17 protein-coding genes are annotated in these 18,272 nt (G+C 38.5%); 11 read left to right on the top strand and 6 right to left on the bottom strand.

The genetic code is table 11. The annotated features are described in order from the left end of the window. Window positions 1-33: 33 nt before the first annotated feature. From FY048_RS05535 to FY048_RS05515, 5 genes are all read left to right on the top strand, one after another. Window positions 34-408, top strand: a complete 375-nt coding sequence (locus tag FY048_RS05535) for a hypothetical protein (protein ID WP_446090449.1) — start codon at window positions 34-36, stop codon at window positions 406-408. Between the two features lie 321 nt (window positions 409-729). Beyond that, entirely contained in the window at window positions 730-1,146 is a 417-nt protein-coding gene (locus tag FY048_RS05530) for a hypothetical protein (RefSeq protein ID WP_045432460.1), read from the top strand. A 461-nt stretch (window positions 1,147-1,607) separates the two neighbouring features. Then, window positions 1,608-3,029 carry a GntP family permease gene (locus tag FY048_RS05525; RefSeq protein ID WP_446090448.1) on the top strand — a complete coding sequence of 474 codons (1,422 nt, stop codon included), beginning with the start codon at window positions 1,608-1,610 and terminating at the stop codon, window positions 3,027-3,029. Between the two features lie 33 nt (window positions 3,030-3,062). Further along, the gene (locus tag FY048_RS05520; RefSeq protein ID WP_446090447.1) at window positions 3,063-3,848 is read left to right on the top strand and encodes a 3-hydroxybutyrate dehydrogenase; all 786 of its coding nucleotides are present in this window, start codon (window positions 3,063-3,065) and stop codon (window positions 3,846-3,848) included. Window positions 3,849-4,174: 326 nt separating this feature from the next. After that, on the top strand, window positions 4,175-5,161 hold the full coding sequence (locus FY048_RS05515) for an AraC family transcriptional regulator (protein WP_016138163.1): 987 nt from the start codon (window positions 4,175-4,177) through the stop codon (window positions 5,159-5,161). Window positions 5,162-5,231: 70 nt separating this feature from the next. Here FY048_RS05515 and FY048_RS05510 read toward each other — a convergent pair whose 3' ends face one another. Next, window positions 5,232-6,575, bottom strand: coding sequence for an MFS transporter (locus tag FY048_RS05510; RefSeq protein WP_446090446.1), 1,344 nt, complete (start codon window positions 6,573-6,575; stop codon window positions 5,232-5,234). Window positions 6,576-6,592: 17 nt separating this feature from the next. After that, a complete protein-coding gene (locus FY048_RS05505; RefSeq protein ID WP_446090725.1) occupies window positions 6,593-7,804 on the bottom strand; it encodes an OprD family outer membrane porin in 1,212 nt (403 codons plus the stop codon). 367 nt (window positions 7,805-8,171) lie between these two features. Between FY048_RS05505 and FY048_RS05500 the strand changes: the two genes are divergently transcribed. From FY048_RS05500 to FY048_RS05480, 5 genes are read left to right on the top strand one after another with little or no spacing between them, the layout of a single operon-like run. Next, on the top strand, window positions 8,172-9,431 hold the full coding sequence (locus FY048_RS05500; RefSeq protein ID WP_446090445.1) for a dienelactone hydrolase family protein: 1,260 nt from the start codon (window positions 8,172-8,174) through the stop codon (window positions 9,429-9,431). A gap of 12 nt (window positions 9,432-9,443) precedes the next feature. Further along, window positions 9,444-10,229, top strand: coding sequence for an SDR family oxidoreductase (locus FY048_RS05495; protein ID WP_446090444.1), 786 nt, complete (start codon window positions 9,444-9,446; stop codon window positions 10,227-10,229). A gap of 43 nt (window positions 10,230-10,272) precedes the next feature. Further along, window positions 10,273-11,511, top strand: a complete 1,239-nt coding sequence (locus FY048_RS05490; protein ID WP_446090443.1) for a styrene monooxygenase/indole monooxygenase family protein — start codon at window positions 10,273-10,275, stop codon at window positions 11,509-11,511. 27 nt (window positions 11,512-11,538) lie between these two features. Further along, a complete protein-coding gene (locus FY048_RS05485) occupies window positions 11,539-12,069 on the top strand; it encodes a flavin reductase family protein (protein WP_446090442.1) in 531 nt (176 codons plus the stop codon). 54 nt (window positions 12,070-12,123) lie between these two features. After that, the gene (locus tag FY048_RS05480; protein ID WP_446090441.1) at window positions 12,124-13,071 is read left to right on the top strand and encodes a SphA family protein; all 948 of its coding nucleotides are present in this window, start codon (window positions 12,124-12,126) and stop codon (window positions 13,069-13,071) included. 67 nt (window positions 13,072-13,138) lie between these two features. Here the strand turns inward: FY048_RS05480 and FY048_RS05475 are convergent, their stop codons facing one another. From FY048_RS05475 to antA, 4 genes are all read right to left on the bottom strand, one after another. After that, entirely contained in the window at window positions 13,139-14,197 is a 1,059-nt protein-coding gene (locus FY048_RS05475) for an AraC family transcriptional regulator (RefSeq protein WP_446090440.1), read from the bottom strand. A 466-nt stretch (window positions 14,198-14,663) separates the two neighbouring features. Then, window positions 14,664-15,698 carry an anthranilate 1,2-dioxygenase electron transfer component AntC gene (gene antC, locus FY048_RS05470; protein ID WP_446090439.1) on the bottom strand — a complete coding sequence of 345 codons (1,035 nt, stop codon included), beginning with the start codon at window positions 15,696-15,698 and terminating at the stop codon, window positions 14,664-14,666. A gap of 5 nt (window positions 15,699-15,703) precedes the next feature. Further along, window positions 15,704-16,195 (bottom strand): anthranilate 1,2-dioxygenase small subunit, encoded by a 492-nt coding sequence (gene antB / locus FY048_RS05465; protein ID WP_003651713.1) that lies wholly within the window; start codon window positions 16,193-16,195, stop codon window positions 15,704-15,706. A gap of 2 nt (window positions 16,196-16,197) precedes the next feature. Further along, window positions 16,198-17,613, bottom strand: a complete 1,416-nt coding sequence (gene antA / locus FY048_RS05460; protein ID WP_270902434.1) for an anthranilate 1,2-dioxygenase large subunit — start codon at window positions 17,611-17,613, stop codon at window positions 16,198-16,200. A gap of 222 nt (window positions 17,614-17,835) precedes the next feature. Here antA and FY048_RS05455 point away from each other — a divergent pair, with 222 nt between their 5' ends. After that, window positions 17,836-18,186 (top strand): winged helix-turn-helix domain-containing protein, encoded by a 351-nt coding sequence (locus FY048_RS05455; RefSeq protein WP_446090438.1) that lies wholly within the window; start codon window positions 17,836-17,838, stop codon window positions 18,184-18,186. Window positions 18,187-18,272 lie beyond the last annotated feature (86 nt).

The raw sequence follows: 18,272 nt of genomic DNA, 5'->3' as shown, positions 1-18,272 counted from the left end.
AAGTGACGATTGGATATAGAGTTAATTAAATAGATGAAGAAAATTTTAATTTTATTACTTACATGTTTATTATTATCAAATGCTGCTTATGCAATTTCTGAAAATGAGGCATTACATACGCACTTTACATATACTCAAAATGAAAAATATTGTACGGAATTAAGACGCTACGCATTTACATTTATGCATGTTAGGCAAGATGATATACCTCTCGATGATCTTCTTGGATATATAGAAGTTGAAAAGAGTTTTTATAATAAGAAAGAAGCGAATCGGATTGCTAAACTTGCATATGAATGGCCAATTCCAGAAACTTATGATGAAAATGAACTACCTCCGATTCTTAAGTTTGGTGACAGTATCGAAAACACATGCTTAGGAAAAGAGACAACAAATGAAGAAGAGTAAACACTTTTTATAATGTTTTGGAAATAATTAAACCGCCTTATAGTGATTTAATATTTATTGTCATTAGACCATTGATTATATAGGCCGATTTTTATTTTTACAGGAATCACTTATGGGCAATGATGAATTTCTTAAAAAAGCAAAATTCTTTCCTCTGATAATCAATGGTAAGCCTTATCCGATCAGTGATACTACAAATTTAACACTAACCAAGTTTTTTACTCTTCACTACTAAAATATCATTAAGTTTAAAGCCACCTTTGGGTGGTTTTTCGTTTTCTGAACTGTTAAATTTTACTCACTATTAAAATGGATAATTTCATGAAAAAGATTATTTTTTTAGGACTAGTTCTGGGTTTAATTGGGTGTTCAACAGCTCCAGTTGGTTCAAATACAGCCAAGCCAGTACCTAATGAGAGAGTATACGATCAGAACTATTTAAAGAAACACACTCCTGAACAAGCAAAAGTTACTTTTTTAAGAGATAAAGGTTTTTTAGGATCTGGCTGTAGTCATGATATGTATGTTAATAACGAGAAAGTATTCTCAATTCGTTCAAATGAAATAGCTACTATTTATCTTGAGCCCAAATATTATATTTTTAGATTAGAAACAGGTGGAGGGATGTGTCCAAATATTGCCACTTCTCAAGAAACGGAAGTCAAACCAGGAGCGGAGATAGAATATCGAATCCTACTTCCATCTGACTTTAATTTAAGACTAACTCGAATGAAATAAAAGCGTAAGAGCCTGCCTCTAAGGCCGTCAAGCAATGTTAAATTTTAATTGAACCCACTCATCATTAAGTGGGTTTTTTCTTACTTACTAATAGATTACTCAGTTCACCGAAAATATTTATTAAATTATTTTAAAAAATATATTATTTAATTGCCTTTATTAAATAATATAGAGGTATTAATTTAATTTACTCAATAATTAATAAGCTTTATAAAACAATAGCATTTTTAAATAATTAAATTTTACCAATTGGATTGAGCAACTATATGTAATTTGTAGGTATTTAAAAATTTAAATAAATTACATTGTTTTTAAATATTTTAGTGATATTTTATTTTTAGGCATATTTACCTATTACCATGCATAGATATTTTGATTTTTATCATTATAGGTTTGGGATAACCTAAATATCTTTTGGTAATTTTAAACCTAATATTTATTCTTTAAGGAGCAAAGAATATATGTGGGAATTATTTGTAATTCTACTTTCGCTTGGGCTGTTAATGTATACAGCTTACAAGGGCTTTTCTGTCATTCTGATGGCACCAATTTGTGCCTTACTTGCAGTTTTACTCATTAACCCAGCCAATGTTTTACCGTTTTATTCGGGTGTTTTTATGCCCAAAATGGTTAACTTTATTAAAGATTACTTTCTTGTATTTTTGCTCGGGGCAATTTTCGGTAAAGTCGTTGAAATGTCAGGAATTGCCGAGTCGATTGCAAGAACTATTGTGAGATGGATTGGGGCAAAAAAAGCGATTTTAACCGTTGTGTTATTAGGTGCAATTTTAACGTATAGCGGTGTCAGCTTATTTGTTGCAGTATTTGCAATTTATCCTTTTGCAAACCAGCTTTTTAGACAAGCTAATATTCCAAAACGCTTAATTCCGGGAACTATCGCGCTTGGTGCATTTACATTTACCATGGATGCATTGCCGGGTACGCCACAAATCCAAAACGTAATTCCAACCACATTCTTTGGCACCAATATTTATGCCGCACCATTTCTAGGTATTATTGGCGCTATTTTTGTTCTATGCATGGGTTTGAGTTACTTAGAATGGCGTCGCCGCGCTGCTGCAAAAACTGGTGAAGGCTTCTCTGGTTTTGGTGTAGACAATACGCCATATCAAGAAATTGAAGCCGATATGACTGGGCAAAATAACGGAAGTACGGTACGTCAGTTTTTAGCGTTTGTACCTCTTATTCTTGTTGCAGTAATGAACAAATATTTGTCTAAAGCCATTAAAGAGTGGTACCCAAATGGCTTTGATTTCGCCACGGTCGGTTTAGCTGACTACACCGTAGATGTAGCAAAAACTGGTGCGATCTGGGCAGTTGGTCTTGCACTTATTGTCGGGATTATTTCTGCAATTTTGTTTGATTACCAACGTGTCGTGACGAATTTTAAAGAGGGCATTAATGCCAGTATTGGTGGCTCACTTTTAGCAGTGATGAATACGGCTTCTGAGTATGGTTTCGGAGCAATTATTGCGTCATTACCGGGCTTTGCCATGATTAGTCATGCAATGAGTAGCACTTTCACGAATCCTTTAGTGAATGGGGCGGTGACCACAACCGTTTTAGCGGGTATTACTGGTTCAGCTTCTGGTGGTATGAGTATCGCTTTAAGTGCAATGGCCGAACATTATAACGCCGCGATTTTACTAGCAGGTATTCCGCCAGAAGTTATGCACCGCGTGGTTGCAATGGCATCGGGGGGGATGGATACGCTTCCGCATAATGGTGCTGTTATCACTTTACTCGCTGTTACAGGTTTAACCCACAAGCAGTCGTATAAAGATATTTTTGCAGTCACAGTAATTAAAACGTTAGCGGTATTTGTGGTGATTACGGTCTTTACCGTAACGGGTATTGTTTAAATCAGCGCGTTATAAGTATTAAGGAGTAAATAAATGACAAAACTTTTAGACGGTCAGGTCGCTTTTATTACAGGTTCTGCAAGTGGTATCGGTCTAGAGATTGCTAAGAAATTTGCTCAAGAAGGTGCCAAAGTTGTCATTTCTGACATGAATGCTGAAAAGTGCCAAGAAACGGCGAACTCACTTAAAGAGCAAGGTTTTGATGCACTATCTGCACCATGTGATGTAACTGATGAAGATGCTTATAAACAAGCCATTGAGCTGACTCAAAAAACCTTTGGTACGGTTGATATCTTAATTAACAATGCTGGTTTTCAGCATGTTGCGCCTATTGAAGAGTTTCCAACTGCTGTTTTTCAAAAGCTAGTTCAGGTCATGTTAACAGGGGCATTTATTGGTATTAAACATGTTTTTCCAATCATGAAAGCTCAAAAATATGGCCGTATTATTAATATGGCTTCAATTAATGGCCTAATTGGTTTCGCTGGAAAGGCAGGTTACAACAGTGCTAAACATGGCGTGATTGGCCTAACAAAAGTTGCGGCATTAGAATGTGCACGAGACGGTATTACGGTAAATGCCTTATGTCCGGGTTATGTAGATACGCCATTGGTTCGTGGGCAAATTGCAGATTTGGCTAAAACCCGTAATGTAAGTTTAGACAGTGCGCTTGAAGATGTAATTTTGGCAATGGTTCCTCAAAAGCGTTTATTGTCTGTCGAAGAGATAGCTGACTATGCAATTTTCCTTGCGAGTGGTAAAGCTGGTGGAGTAACAGGTCAAGCTGTCGTTATGGATGGTGGTTACACCGCCCAATAATTTAAGTGTTTTAAAAGCCGCTTATTTTAAATAGGCGGTTTTTTTATTCGTTAAAATTTACGATAGTCTACTGTTTTAAATAATGATTTATCTCTACTGTATTTATTTATAAAAAATCTAATAAAATAAGTTTGTTAAGGTATGAAATTATACTTTAAAGGTATTTAACTTATTTCCATTTTTAAAATTTAATAGAGTATGAGAAAGTAATTTTTACTCTCTTTCTTGATTAGATATTTTTTCAGGAAAACTCGTCAATTAAAGGATATTAATTGGCATACAAGTTGCTTTTTAAGCAATAAGTTATTTAGCTAGGTGAAAAGGATATGATATCACTCAGCCAACAGACGGAACTCAATCATTATTCACGCAAAGCTGAATTTGCGCAGAATTTGATGTCCACGATTTGTGGTGAACACCGTCTAGACACAATTTACAAAGACACTCTCGATTTTCACTATGACGGAATGCGTTTGCCTAATAAAAAAATGGCAATCGGTACAATCAGTTATGGTGCAAACGTTGCCATTAACATCTCAAATTTAAAAGCGTATAGCATTAGCTTACCTATACAAGGGCGACAAGCTCTCAATATTCGTGGCGCTCATTATCAGTCTGATGAAAACAGAGGCCTTATTGTTTCAAATAACGATCAACAAGATTTGATTATTGATAAAGATTGCAGAAAATTTCAGGTGGTTATTCCTGAGCGGAGTATGCAGATTGTCCTTGCAGATCTACTGAATAAACCTATAGAAGCTCCCATTATTTTTAACCCTGAAATGCATCTGGACTCGGAGCAACTTATTGGTGCATGGTGGAAGAACATTCAAAATTTTGTACAGTTAAAATCGCAATATAGTAATTTTTATGGTTTGCAGATGTTGTCTGAAGACTATGAAAATTTTGTAATTAAAGCGTTATTGTTGTCTCAAGAAAATAACTACTCTGAAGCCTTAAAGTCACTCTCGCATCAGGATGAGCCAGCTTATATCCGTAAGGTTCGTAATTTTATTATTGAACATGCGCACGAAGAAATCTGTGCAGAAGACTTGCAACGTCTGGCTGGGGTTTCAAAATCAAAATTGTATGACGAATTTCAACAATACTACGGCACAAGTCCTATGTCGTATTTAAAAAAATATCGTCTCCAACAAATTTATAAAATCTTGAGCACCACAGGAGCAGATAGAAAGATTTCTATTTCAAAGCTTGCCTATGACTGGGGCTTTAACCATTTAAGTCGTTTTTCTCAAGAATATCGTGAAGAGTTCGGAGAAAATCCAAGTGAGACTAAAGGAAAAATTTTCTGATATTTAATTTTTCGCAATAAAAAAACTGATTTAATTACTTAAATCAGTTTTTTTATTTATTGATTAATAGTTATAGACTTTCTTCGAGCTTTAAAACTTGTTTGTTTTTAGATTTCTCATAAATCACTTTCAGGCTAAGCGCAATAAATGAGATGAATGTTGGTAGTGCAAGAATAAAGAAAATACCGCTTAAGCTTAGGTTGAAAGTGAAAATGAGCGAGCCAAAGAAAGCGCCTAAAATTGCACCGATACGACCAATACCATGCATCCATGAAACACCAACCGCACGGCACACTGCTGGATAGAACATAGCTGCAAGTGGCAGTAATGAAGACTGTGCACCTGCGAGTAATGCACCAATTAAGAAGATAGTAAAACCTAACAAGAAAATATTTGAGCTCACTAGACCAGCAACAATGAATAGGCCAAAAGCAATCAGATATGAATATTTAATGACTGTAGTTGGATTCAGTTTATCCATGTACCATCCCATAATGGTTGCGCCAATCACACCACCAAAAGGGAAAATCGCGGCAATTAAACTAAACTGTTGAGTACTAAAACCTGCTGTTTTTAGAATTGTTGGCATCCAGCTTGTTAAAAGATAAAACACCAATAGACTGGTAAAGCAGCAGAGCCAAAGCATGCTTGAACCCCACAGGTATTTACCTAAAACGATTTTAACCGGATTTTCACCTGAAGCATTTTCTGCTTGAGTTAAAACAAGTTTTACCGGCTCTTGGAAGGAATGTCCTTGAATGTTTTCTAAAATACGCTGAGCTTTGTCTTGTTGATGACGTGTAATTAAGTATTGAGTTGATTCAGGTAATTTAAGCAATAAAGCAACCACTAAAATTAGGGGAATGCTTCCGCCAATAATAATCACTTTTGCCCAGCCATAACTTTCTAATAGATAAGCTGACAGCACACCGCCGCAAGAAATTCCTAGCATGAAACCACAACCAGCTAGACCTGTCAGGAATGCTTTACGTTTTACAGGCATATATTCAGAGACAATGGTACTAATGTTTGGCATGGCTGCGCCTAAACCAACACCTGTAATGAAGCGATAAATCATTAAATCTTTGGTCGAGTCGGCAAAGCCACACAAAATCGTAAATATTGAGAATAAAAGGCTTGTAAAAACAATGACGCCTTTACGTCCAAACTTATCGGACAAAGGCCCAGAAATGATTGCACCGATTGACATACCAACTAAGGCAGCACTTAAAACCGGAGCAAGTTGCGGCTTGGTAATTCCCCAATCATCAAGCAATGCTGGAGCAATAAAACCAATAATTCCTGTGTCTAAGCCATCACAGAAGAAGACAAAAAATCCGAGTATAAAAACCATCCACTGCAATGGGGACAGTTTTTCGCGGTTGATTACCGAATTTGCATCTATCGTTTTCATATGTATTCCTTAACTCATTAAAATTTTCTGCTGTAATTAACAAAGAAACGGTTTTCCGAAAAATCGTTTCCATGCTTAACGTCGTAATTGATAAAGATGTACTGAAGGGCTAAACCTTTGAGAAAAGGCTGTTGAAGGGCATAATTGACAATAACGTTTGCTTCACTTTCTTTGTTTTTTAAGCCATCTGCTGTTTTAAAGTGATCGCCATATACATACTTCAAAGTGGTATTTAAACCGGGTACATAATCTTTAAAGTCATAGCCATAGATGAAGTGATAAGACTTTTCATCTTGTTTGAAGAAACCGGTCGTGTTCCAGTTAATAAAATAAGTTTCAGGCAAGAAACCATCAGGCAGTGGGTAAGCAGACTCGCCAATAATTTGTTGATAACCTAAACCAAAGCTGTGATTTTTTACTTTGAGCGTTTCTAATAAACCTACATTTTGCGCATCGATGTCGAAAAGATTTCCACTATCTTTGGCATTGAAATATTTGAATTTTGAATTAACTGAAAAATTAGAGTTCTTCCATATGTGGTCCATTCCCACATAATGTTTATTATATAAATCCTCCATATTTCCGAAGTAATATTCGCCTTTCAAAGTAGGAGTGATTTGATAGCGCAAATCTATGTAGTTAAGGCCATCGGAGTAGCCAGTCACGCCCTTTGAAGTAAAAGAAAATCGATGAAAATCTTCTTCATTTCGCGGTGATACTTTTTCAATACGGCCAATTTCAGCAAAAAGCTTATCGCTCAATTGAGACTTAAGGTTGGTTCCCCAATAAGATGTCAGGAGTTGTCGGCTTGCATCTACAGTCGTTACGGGTAAATCCAGCCATAATTCACCAATGCTTAGTAGCGTTTTGTTATAGCCTAACTTTAAGGTTGCGCCATATTTTAGATAATCAGGTGCTTGGGACTGCGTCGCTTTATCAAAAGGTAATACCGTATCTGCAACATGTTTATCTTGGCTTAAACGAACCGCATATTGTGCTGAAGCATTTGCGCCAATTTGAATCGGAGTGCCGCCAATTTCTAACGGCGTGTCGTGCATATTGGAGTTATAAAATAGAGAGATGGATTGTGACCAGCTACCCGTGTCTTTTACATCTGGGTTGTCATAGTTTCTATCTATATATGCATTTTTTAATGTAAATTTCCATTCTTCATCCGCTGAATAAGCCTGAGTGGAAAATGCACTACAACATAAAATATTGATGAGCATTAACGTTTTTTGTTGTCCATAAAGTGGCCATGGTCGATGCATAAATAAAACGCCTTAATTTAGAAAATGACTGGGCTTTTTTATGTAATCAAACGAATTACATGACTTGATTGAACTATTTTTAGCCAATCGTCACTATCCAATAAGTCCTAATCTTCATCCATTTTTTCCAAATTAGATAAAAAGTATTAATTTTATTTTTAATTTAAGGTTATGAAATTTATTAGTTTTCTTATTTTTAGTGTTTTATCCATTTTTATTGATTTTGATAATTGCGCAGAGATTGGATAGTGCTTGCAGCTTTTGGACAGCCTAAAAAAATATTCGGATAGAAGATAAAGCCATAACAATGTCAGGAGTTGACACTATGGCTGGTCAAACCGTTCAAATTAAAACAGCATCTGGAAAGCAGTTCAGTGCATATCTAGCAATACCAGAAACAGAAAAAGGACCAGGAGTGGTGCTTTGTCAGGAAATCTTTGGGGTGAATGCAGCCATGCGGGAAAAGGCAGACTTTCTTGCAGAAGAGGGTTATACCGTTTTAGTCCCTGATTTATTTTGGCGTGTAGCACCTAATATCGAACTAGGTTACACACCAGAAGATTTTCAAAAAGCTTTCGAGCTTTATCAGCAATATGATGAAAATCTTGGGGTTGAAGATATTCAGGACAGCTTATATTTTTTAAAGACTCGACCAGAATGTGACACCTCTACAGGCCTTGGTGTGGTGGGCTATTGTTTAGGTGGAAAGCTTGCGTATCTTGCAGGTTGTCGACTTTCGGAAGTGGCATGTGCCGTAGGTTATTATGGTGTACGCATTGAAAAAGCGTTAGATGAGTTAGCTAACGTAAAAGGGCGTTTGGTTTTACATATTGCAGAACTGGATCAATTTACACCACCAGATGCGAGACAAGCGATTGTTGATGCAGCCAACCAATATTCAAATGTACAAGCTTATGTTTATGAAGGTGTTGATCATGCTTTTGCACGCCCAAAAAGCAATCATTATCACAAACCTTCAGCACGCTTTGCCCACGAGCGTACAGTAACAGCTCTACATGACACGATTGGGCCGAAATATGACCTAGTCGCACTATGGGAAGAGCATATTCGTCATGAGTTCGATACGCGTGATGTGCCTGCAACCATGGCAACCATGGCAACGATGGTTGCAGAACCTTATGTCAACCATATTCCAACCTTAACTGGTGGTGTAGGCCAAAGCCAGCTTGCCCGTTTTTATCAATATCACTTTGTTCACCAAAACCCGAAAGATATGAAGATTACTTCAATCTCTCGTACGGTTGGCTCAACGCAAGTGGTAGACGAGTTCATTATGAGCTTTACCCATGACGCTGAAATTGACTGGCTATTACCGGGTGTAAAACCGACTGGTAAATATGTCGAAATTCCAATGTTAGGTGTAATTCAGTTCAGAGGTTCAAAGTTGTGCCATGAGCATATTTACTGGGACCAAGCGTCGGTACTCGTTCAAATTGGTTTATTAGACCCAACAGGCTTACCAGTTGCAGGTGTCGAGACAGCACGAAAACTTCTTGATGAAGACCATCCTTCAAATACGTTGATGCCATCTTGGTCAAGTAGTGAAGGCAAGCCAGTCAATTAAGGAGTATCTGTAATGAATATAGATTTGAAAGGAAAAGTCGCTGTAGTGAGCGGCGGCGCAACACTGATTGGTAAAGCTGTTGTACAAGCTTTGGTGAGTACGGGTGCTCATGTCGCTATTTTAGATATTGATGCCAAAGGCAAGGCGATTGCTGAAAGCTTTAACCATGATGTGATGTTTATTCAAACCGATTTAACCAGTGATGCGGCTATTCAACAAGCTGTGGCAGATATTCACCAACATTTAGGTGAAGTGAGTTACTTGGTGAATTTGGCATGTACATATTTAGATGAGGGTTTTAAATCTTCACGTCAGGACTGGTTACAAGCACTCGATATTAATTTGGTCTCTACCGTTGAGCTGAGCCGTGCTTTATACAATGACCTAAAAAAACAGCAAGGTTCAATCGTTAATTTTACTTCAATCTCGGCCAAAGTGGCACAAACAGGGCGCTGGTTATATCCAGTGTCTAAAGCCGCCATACGTCAACTCACACAAAGCATGGCAATGGATTTTGCTGCCGATGGTATTCGCGTCAACTCAGTTTCACCGGGTTGGACATGGTCTCGTGTCATTGCAGAAGTCAGCGGTAATAACCGCGAAAAGGCCGATAGCGTGGCAGCCGATTATCACTTACTAGGCCGATTGGGTCATCCCGAAGAAGTTGCCAATGTGGTTTTGTTTTTATTGTCACCCGCTGCGAGTTTTGTCACCGGAGCCGATTATGCGGTCGATGGCGGATATTCAGTGATGGGCCCTGAAGGATCACAGCCCGCTATTCCACGTTTAGCCGAATAGCACAGCGTTTTAAAAGCACATTTAGAAAATTATGGAGAATATTATGCGCCGTATTGCAATTGTTGGAGCAGGACAGTCTGGTTTACAGCTTGGTTTAGGCTTATTAGATACAGGCTATGACGTGACAATGATCACCAACCGAACTGCCGATGAAATTCGTCAAGGTAAAGTCATGTCAAGCCAGTGTATGTTTCATACCGCTTTACAAACTGAACGTGACTTAGGTTTAAATTTTTGGGAAGAAGAATGTCCAGCGGTAGAAGGCATTGGGCTAGCTTTAGTGAACCCTGAAAATGGTGGTAAAGCATTTGAATGGAGTGCTCGTCTTGAGCGCTACGCTCAATCGGTCGATCAACGCGTCAAAATGCCATATTGGATGGAAGAGTTCGAACGCCGTGGTGGTCGATTAGTGATTCAGGATGTGGGTATAGAAGAGTTAGAACAACTCGCAAACGACTATGAGCTTGTATTACTCGCGGCTGGTAAAGGTGAAGTCGTTAAACAGTTTGAGCGTGATGATGCACGCAGTGTTTTTGATAAGCCTCAACGCGCTTTGGCTTTGACGTACGTCAAAAACATGAAGCCAATTTCGCCATACTCTCGTGTGACTTTTAACATTATTCCCGGAGTAGGTGAATACTTTTCATTTCCAGCACTTACCGTGAATGGACCTTGCGACATCATGGTATTTGAAGGTATTCCAAACGGGCCAATGGACTGCTGGCAAGACATCAAAACACCTGAACAGCATCTGCAATGCAGCTTGGACTTACTCAAGAAATTTGTGCCTTGGGAGTATGAACGCTGCAAGCATGTTGAATTAACCGATGCAGGCGGTTATTTAGCTGGGCGTTTTCCACCAACCGTACGCAAACCAATTTTGACATTACCATCTGGCAAGAAAATTTTTGGTATGGCAGATGCTTTAGTGGTAAATGACCCGATTACTGGTCAAGGCTCAAACAACGCTGCTAAGTGTAGCAAAATCTATTTCGATGCCATTTTAGCCAATGATAATCAAGGTTTTAGCGAACAATGGATGGTTCAAACTTTTGAGCGTTATTGGGCTTATGCAGAAAAAGTGGTGGCTTGGACAAATAGCCTATTAGTACCACCGCAGCCGCATGTTGTTGAGCTATTAGCAGCCGCAAGCCAAAACCAGAGTATTGCTTCAGTTATGGCCAATAACTTTGATGACCCGCGCGCTTTCGCTCCTTGGTGGTTTGATGCAGATCAGGCTCAAGCATTCATGGTTTTAAAAACCACAGCAAAAGTGGCCTAAGGCCAAAGCATAAAGGGAGATATGAAAATGGACACAATTGAAACTCAAGGCTTACAAACCATCAATGCTGAGAACCCAAGAGAAATTCGTAACTTACTTGGACAGTTCGCAACTGGCGTTACAGTGATTACAACCCGTGGTAAAGATGGTCGAAAAATAGGAATGACAGCAAACTCTTTTTCCTCATTGTCTTTAGATCCACCATTAATTTTATGGAGCCTTTCAAAAACAGCTCCAAGTTTGTCTGATTTTGTAGAAGCTGAATATTTTGCCATTCACATGTTGGCGCGGGAGCATCACCAGCTTTCGGGGCATTTCGCTCGAGGTGCTGAAGATAAATTTGCAGGCGTTGCACATCAACAATGTAATGCAGGCGTTCCAATTTTGGCAGATGCACTCGCAACGTTAGTTTGCCGAAATATTAATCAATACGAAGGGGGGGATCATCTGATTTTTATTGGTCAAATTGAACAATACCAACAGCGTCAAGGTGAACCTTTGGTTTTCCATGCAGGGAAATATCGTATTGCGGCAGAGCATCCAGAATTAGCACATTAATTCACAACAATCACGATCAATCAGGTCGTGATTTTTTTTATAAGAAATAAGAAGATGAAAAGTACTTTAATTAAACATGGCTTTTTAGCAGGGACATTGTTGGGTTTGCCATTCATTACACATGCATATGATTTACCGACTGTGAATTTAGGCATGACCAGCTTTCTCGATGGCGGATTACCCGCAGGACCCGGCTGGTATGCTCAAACCTATTTTCAAAATTACGATAGCAATAAATTGGTCGATGCCGATGGACAAAAACTCGGTTTACCTAAAACAGATTTAAATTATCAAGTATTGGTTGAGCAGATTAGTTATTTATCGAATGTTCGAGTAAAAGATAAAGCTAGCCTAGGGATGAATTTTTTAATTCCCTTTGTCAGCAAAATGGACATGGATGATGGCTTGAATAATGCTGCAATTAAAGCTCAAAGTGGTTTTGGCGACCTTATGATCGGACCTTTTATTCAGTTCGATCCAGTCATGGGCGCACAAGGGCCGAAGTTTGTGCATCGTTTTGAGTTTCAGGTCAATTTACCTACTGGCGAATACGGCCAGAAAAAAGATATTAATCCAGGCAATAACGCCGTTTCATTTGATCCTTATTGGGCAGCCACATATTGGTTTAATCCAAAATGGACAGCTTCAACACGTATCCATTATCTCTACAATTTTAAAAATGATGACCCAAGCTATGCGTTTACAGGTGCAAGTGATATGCAAGCTGGGCAAGCAATTCATGCAAATTTCGCAATGGACTATGCCATTACCGAACAGTTCCGTTTAGGACTAAATGGCTATTGGTTAAAACAAGTCACTGACACCGAAGTTGATGGTGAAAAAGTAAAAGGCCGACGTGAACAAGTTTGGGCAATTGGTCCGGGTGCGATGTATAGTTTTTCTAAAAATGATCATTTGGTCGCAAATGCTTATTTTGAGCAAGATGCTGAAAACCGTCCAGAAGGTACACGACTACAAGTTCGCTATGTACATCATTTCTAATCTATAAAAAATTGATTAAAAAGCCTTTTATATCAATAAATATAAAAGGCTTTTATTCATTTATAAACTATGAAAAAGTGGAGGTAAATAAGCCTGAGCCATCGATTTTCCCTGAACGGCGGGTAGAAGACGGTAACTCACCATAACGGCGTTTGTACTCTTGAGAAAAACGGCCTAAATGAGTAAATCCCCACTTAAATGCAACGTCAGTGACCGATAAATTTTCATTGTGCATCAGCTCTAAATGAGCTTGCTCAAAACGTAATTCTTTTAGATAAGACATTGGGGTGGTCCCCAAATAATTTTTAAAACCGGTAAATAACGTTCGAACACTCACACCTGCATGTTCAGCCAAAATTTCGACATTAAGCGGTTCATGTAAATGTTCTTTAATATAGGCTTCTGTACGCTTCACGAAATAAGGAGAGACTGTTTTTTCTTTATAATGATCAATTTTATGTAATGCATTATTAGGTTGACCATAAATCAGTGCATTAAACAGATTTGACTCAAACTGTTTAAAGGCTAGAGGGTGATGGAGTGGATGTTGCTCGCATGCTAAGGCATCCATCAAGGTTCTAACGAGCTGTAAAAAATAGGCTCCACTTTGTGTAGAAAAGTCTAATTTGGGGTCAAAAACGAGTAAGTTGTTTTCTAAATCAGCAATGTGCTGACGGCAATGGTAAGTAAAATCATCCTTTGAAACTTTTAAAATGAGCTGCGGTGAGTTCGCGTGCCAGCGCATACGTAAAGATTGCTGAGGAGAAATAAGAGAAGCAACTTGAGAATAAGAAATAAACTTTTGTGAACCAAACTCGATTTCTGCGTAGCCTTGAGTTGGAATTTGAATTAGGTAAAAGTTATCCAGATGATCTGGTTCAATAATGACATCCGCGCCATATTCCAAGCGACTAATAGACAGTGCGCCTGTTTTAACATGGTGCATGGTTGCACTGAAATCTCGCTTCTGCTGAGAGATTTTAAGATCATGCGGTTTAAAAATTTGCCCGACATTTCGGCAAGTTTCGCTTAAATCGTGGTGATCAAACACCAAATTATGATTGGTAAAGATAGACTCATTTTGAAAATGACGTCCACTGAGTTCGTGGGAGTTGGCTTGGTTCATATTTATCCCTTTTGGCTCACTCCTGTATTTACTTGTGTTGCAAAAACTTTAAAACTTCGCTGTGCAGCAAGTAAATACGGCACTTAAAAAATTAAGTTACTCGCAAATTACAATGAGATATAAGCAAAATACAGACCAATTTAACCGCTAATTAATGTGATTTCCTCAAATTTTTAATTCGGATCTAGTCCATCAATTTAATAAATTCGAGAAATAGAATAGAGGGATATAAAAGGCGCTATAAGTTAATCTCATCGTGACCTTATTCCTTAAGATCTATCAAAATTTATAGCAAATCCGAGTGAACTGGTCAATTTATTTTGTCGGAATTTATTATTTTATACTGTTGAATATAAAGGTTTTTTAGTTTTTTAAATAAAAATTCAATATACCCTTTATAAGAGTATATTGAATCATTTCAGGTTTAGTGGTTTTTAAATTATTTGCACTTAAGCTATTTATATTTTCAACGTGATGTATTGCTCTGTAAAAACTTCTCGCTGTAGATCCGGTAGTTTTGCAGAGCTTGTTCATCTAACCAATTTTTTACGGCTTCAATCATTGGCGGTGGGCCACATAAATACATATCAAAAGCCTGTTCAGCCAGTTGATCTTTATTTAAATGCTCATGAATATAACCCGCTTTACCTTGCCAAGCCTCGGTTGCTTTAGTCACAATCGGGTGATAGCTAAAGTTTGGTAGCTGCTCCGCGTAGGCATGTAAACGCTGTTGTTCGCATAAATCGGTTTCATTATTTACGCCATAGTACAACTGAACAGCAGGTGAGTTAGGCTGCTCAACCAAGTTATCAAGCATTCCCAAGAAAGCTGATAATCCTGTTCCACCAGCTACAAAAACCAGTGGTCGCTGTACTTCGCGTAAATAGAAACTACCAAGCGGTGCTTCAATAAGTAGGATTTGTCCAACCTGACAACGATCACGCAAGTAATTGCTCATCACACCATCTGGCAAAAGACGAATTAAGAATTGCAATTGATTGGTTGCGTTTGGTCTGTTAGCAAATGAATAAGAGCGCCAATCTTCAGTATCTGGAATTTGCAAACGAGCATATTGACCCGGCAAAAACTGAAGCTGTTCAGCATGGCTGCTTGCATCAAGATGCAAAATTGCTGTCGTTTCAGAAACCAGCTCAACCGCAGTCACTTTGGTTTCAATTTTTAAAGTATCACCAGCGTTACAGATAGCAGAATCATGGTCGAAATAAAAAGCTGCATCTGATTTCACACGCGTCTGGCAAGCTAACATTTTACGCTCAGCCAAATCACGCTCACTTAATGCATCTTCATCAACATATTCTTGTTCATAAATACCAGTTTCACACTGACCCTGACAGGTACCACAAACACCTTCACGACAGTCTAGCGGTAGGTTAATCCCTTGGCGAACTGCTGCATCAAGCAACAATTCGTCCTTATTTACCGAAATGAAAAAGGTTTTGCCATCGGCAAAGTTAAGTGCAACTGAATGTCCCATTTTCATACCCCTTAAACGTGATAGAAGTCTAAAACGGAATCAATTTTGTCATTGAGCAAAATGCTATGCTGACGACGAATGCGGAAACCATCTGCTGTTTGACGTAAAAGATAAGTAGCGTGTCCGTAAAAACAGCCTTCTAAACCTTGACGGTTATACAGTGTTTGCCATGCAACTTTTGCTTCAATTAGACCATCATCAAGTGTTTTAACTCGAATGTTATTCATGCTGTGTAACGTACGTGGTAATGGCGTTGCAGAAGCTGCTTTTCCTGTACGAATACGGAATACACGGTCTTCGAGTCCAGTGCGGTCTGCGTAATAAATATAAGATAAGCCCTGATTCGGATCTTGAACATAGTTATGGTCATCAATCCATTGCGGAATATGATATTCACTATCTTCATCGTAAAGTTCTAAATAGGCATCCCAGTCATAAGCATCACAAAGTTCTGCTTTTTTGTACAAAAACTGAGATACAGCAAAATATAGTTCTTGTGACATGGTTACACCTCATCCATTACGGCATTGTTTTCGAAAGTAATATCCTGCATTTTCAGCGCTTTCTTGTTTAAGCCATCGAGCATTAGACGTTGCCAGTGTCCATGTTGATTTACATAGAGCCCTTCATGGGTAAACTCACGGCCAGTAATGACGGGTTGAATGCCTAAATCTTGTGAGTTTTTGGTTGCGCCATATTCCCAAGACTGACAGCCACGAGAAATATCGCTCCAACGTTCAAGACGTGCTTGGAAACCTTTTTGCTGTTCACGGAATTCAACTAAATCGTCTGGTGTACCAAGGCCTGATACGTTAAAGAAATCTTCAAACTGGCGAATACGGTTACGGCGCGCTTCAGCAGATTCGCCTTTAACACCAATACACTGACTAATGACTTCGGTTTTATTCCATGCCACAGGACGAACAATACGAAGTTGTGAGCTAATCTGGTCCATAAAAAATAGACTAGGGTACAAGTTCAAGTTTCTTAAACGATGCATTGCCCACTCAGCATATTTGTCGCCATATTTTTCGACTAAATAAGGCATAACGGTGCTGTAACCCGGACGAACTGTTGGATTTGGCATATCGCTAAACAGCACACTATGACCATTTTTAAAGCTAAACCAGCCATCATCAGTCTCGGAGTCACCCGCACCTAATTTGCTGTAATCGAGTGTGTCGAGTTCAGCACCTTTTGATGCATTGACTTGTTGGCGATGTTGAACTGTAGAGACATAGTTATAGTGAACAGTACTTACATGGTATCCATCTAAGCCATTTTCGTTTTGCAGTTTCCAGTTACCTGCAAAGGTGTAAGATGACTTGCCTTGAAGAACCTCAAGTTCACCTGTTGGTGACTGGTTAACCATTAAATCAAGGAACAGTTTTGCATCGCCCAAAAAGTCTTCTAGTGAATCTGTTGCTTGAGTATCAAGGCTTACAAATACAAATCCACGATAGCTAGCAATACGGCCTTGTTTTAATCCACGGCTTGATTTATCGAAATCTTCGCAATATTCACTCGGTGCTTTTACTTTGACCAAGCGGCCATCTGACTTGTAGCACCACGCATGGAATGGACAAGTAAATGTAGACTGGTTGCCTTTTGCAACACGTGTTAAAGTCGCGCCGCGATGCTCACAAGCATTGACCATGGCGTGTAATTCGCCTTTACCATCACGGCTTACAATAATCGGCTGACGACCAATTTGAACCGTGAGGAAATCATGATTGTTTGGAATTTCACTTTCGTGACATGCATAAATCCAAACCTTTTCAAAAATGAATTCCATTTCCAAATCAAACAGCTCAGGCTCGGTAAACATATTACGTGCAATACGAAACACGCCATCTTTAGGACGGAAGTCGATACATCCATCTACAAAATCATTCCATTGTTTTAAATTAGATGAGGTCATTTGCTCAATCCTATTCATTCAGCTTTTAACTGATTGAACCGCGATTAGACCTTTACCTCTATCCGTTTTTTCCAGATCTTTATCCACTTTGTGCAGTTTTGATTTTTTAATAAAATGATTTTCAAGGGAGTAATGAGGATTCTAAATTTGTATGGTGTCTTATCTTCTTAAACTTCCCTATAATCCTAAAGAGCATAAAGTGAAACCTTGTGAGTTAAACCTATGAAAGAACACAAATTAAAATTACAAATCAGAGTTCTTTCAGAGCGAAATATTGCATTTGGTCCTGGAAAGGCAGACTTACTTGAAGCAATTGAGAGAACTGGTTCGATCTCACAAGCTGCAAAATCTATGAATATGAGCTACCGCCGTGCATGGCAGTTGGTAGACACCATGAATCAGTGCTTTGAAACAGCTTTAGTTGAAACTCAAACGGGTGGAACACATGGTGGTGGGGCAGCGGTCACAGCTTTAGGCCAGAAAGTCTTACAACACTATCGCCAAATGGAAATAAACGCTCGACAAGCCTTAGAACATGATTATCAAATTATGAGTAGCTATTTAAAAAATTAAATTAAAAGACTTTGTAGTGACTGAATCTTTTTTAATTTGGTATAACTTTTGCTTAATAAAAAGTGCACGCTGAAAAAGCACTGCTG

It is taken from the genome of Acinetobacter sp. 1124_18A, assembly GCF_052824995.1.
The sequence above is the reverse complement of the archived record's forward strand: the minus strand, read 5'-3'. Positions and strand labels throughout refer to the sequence as shown.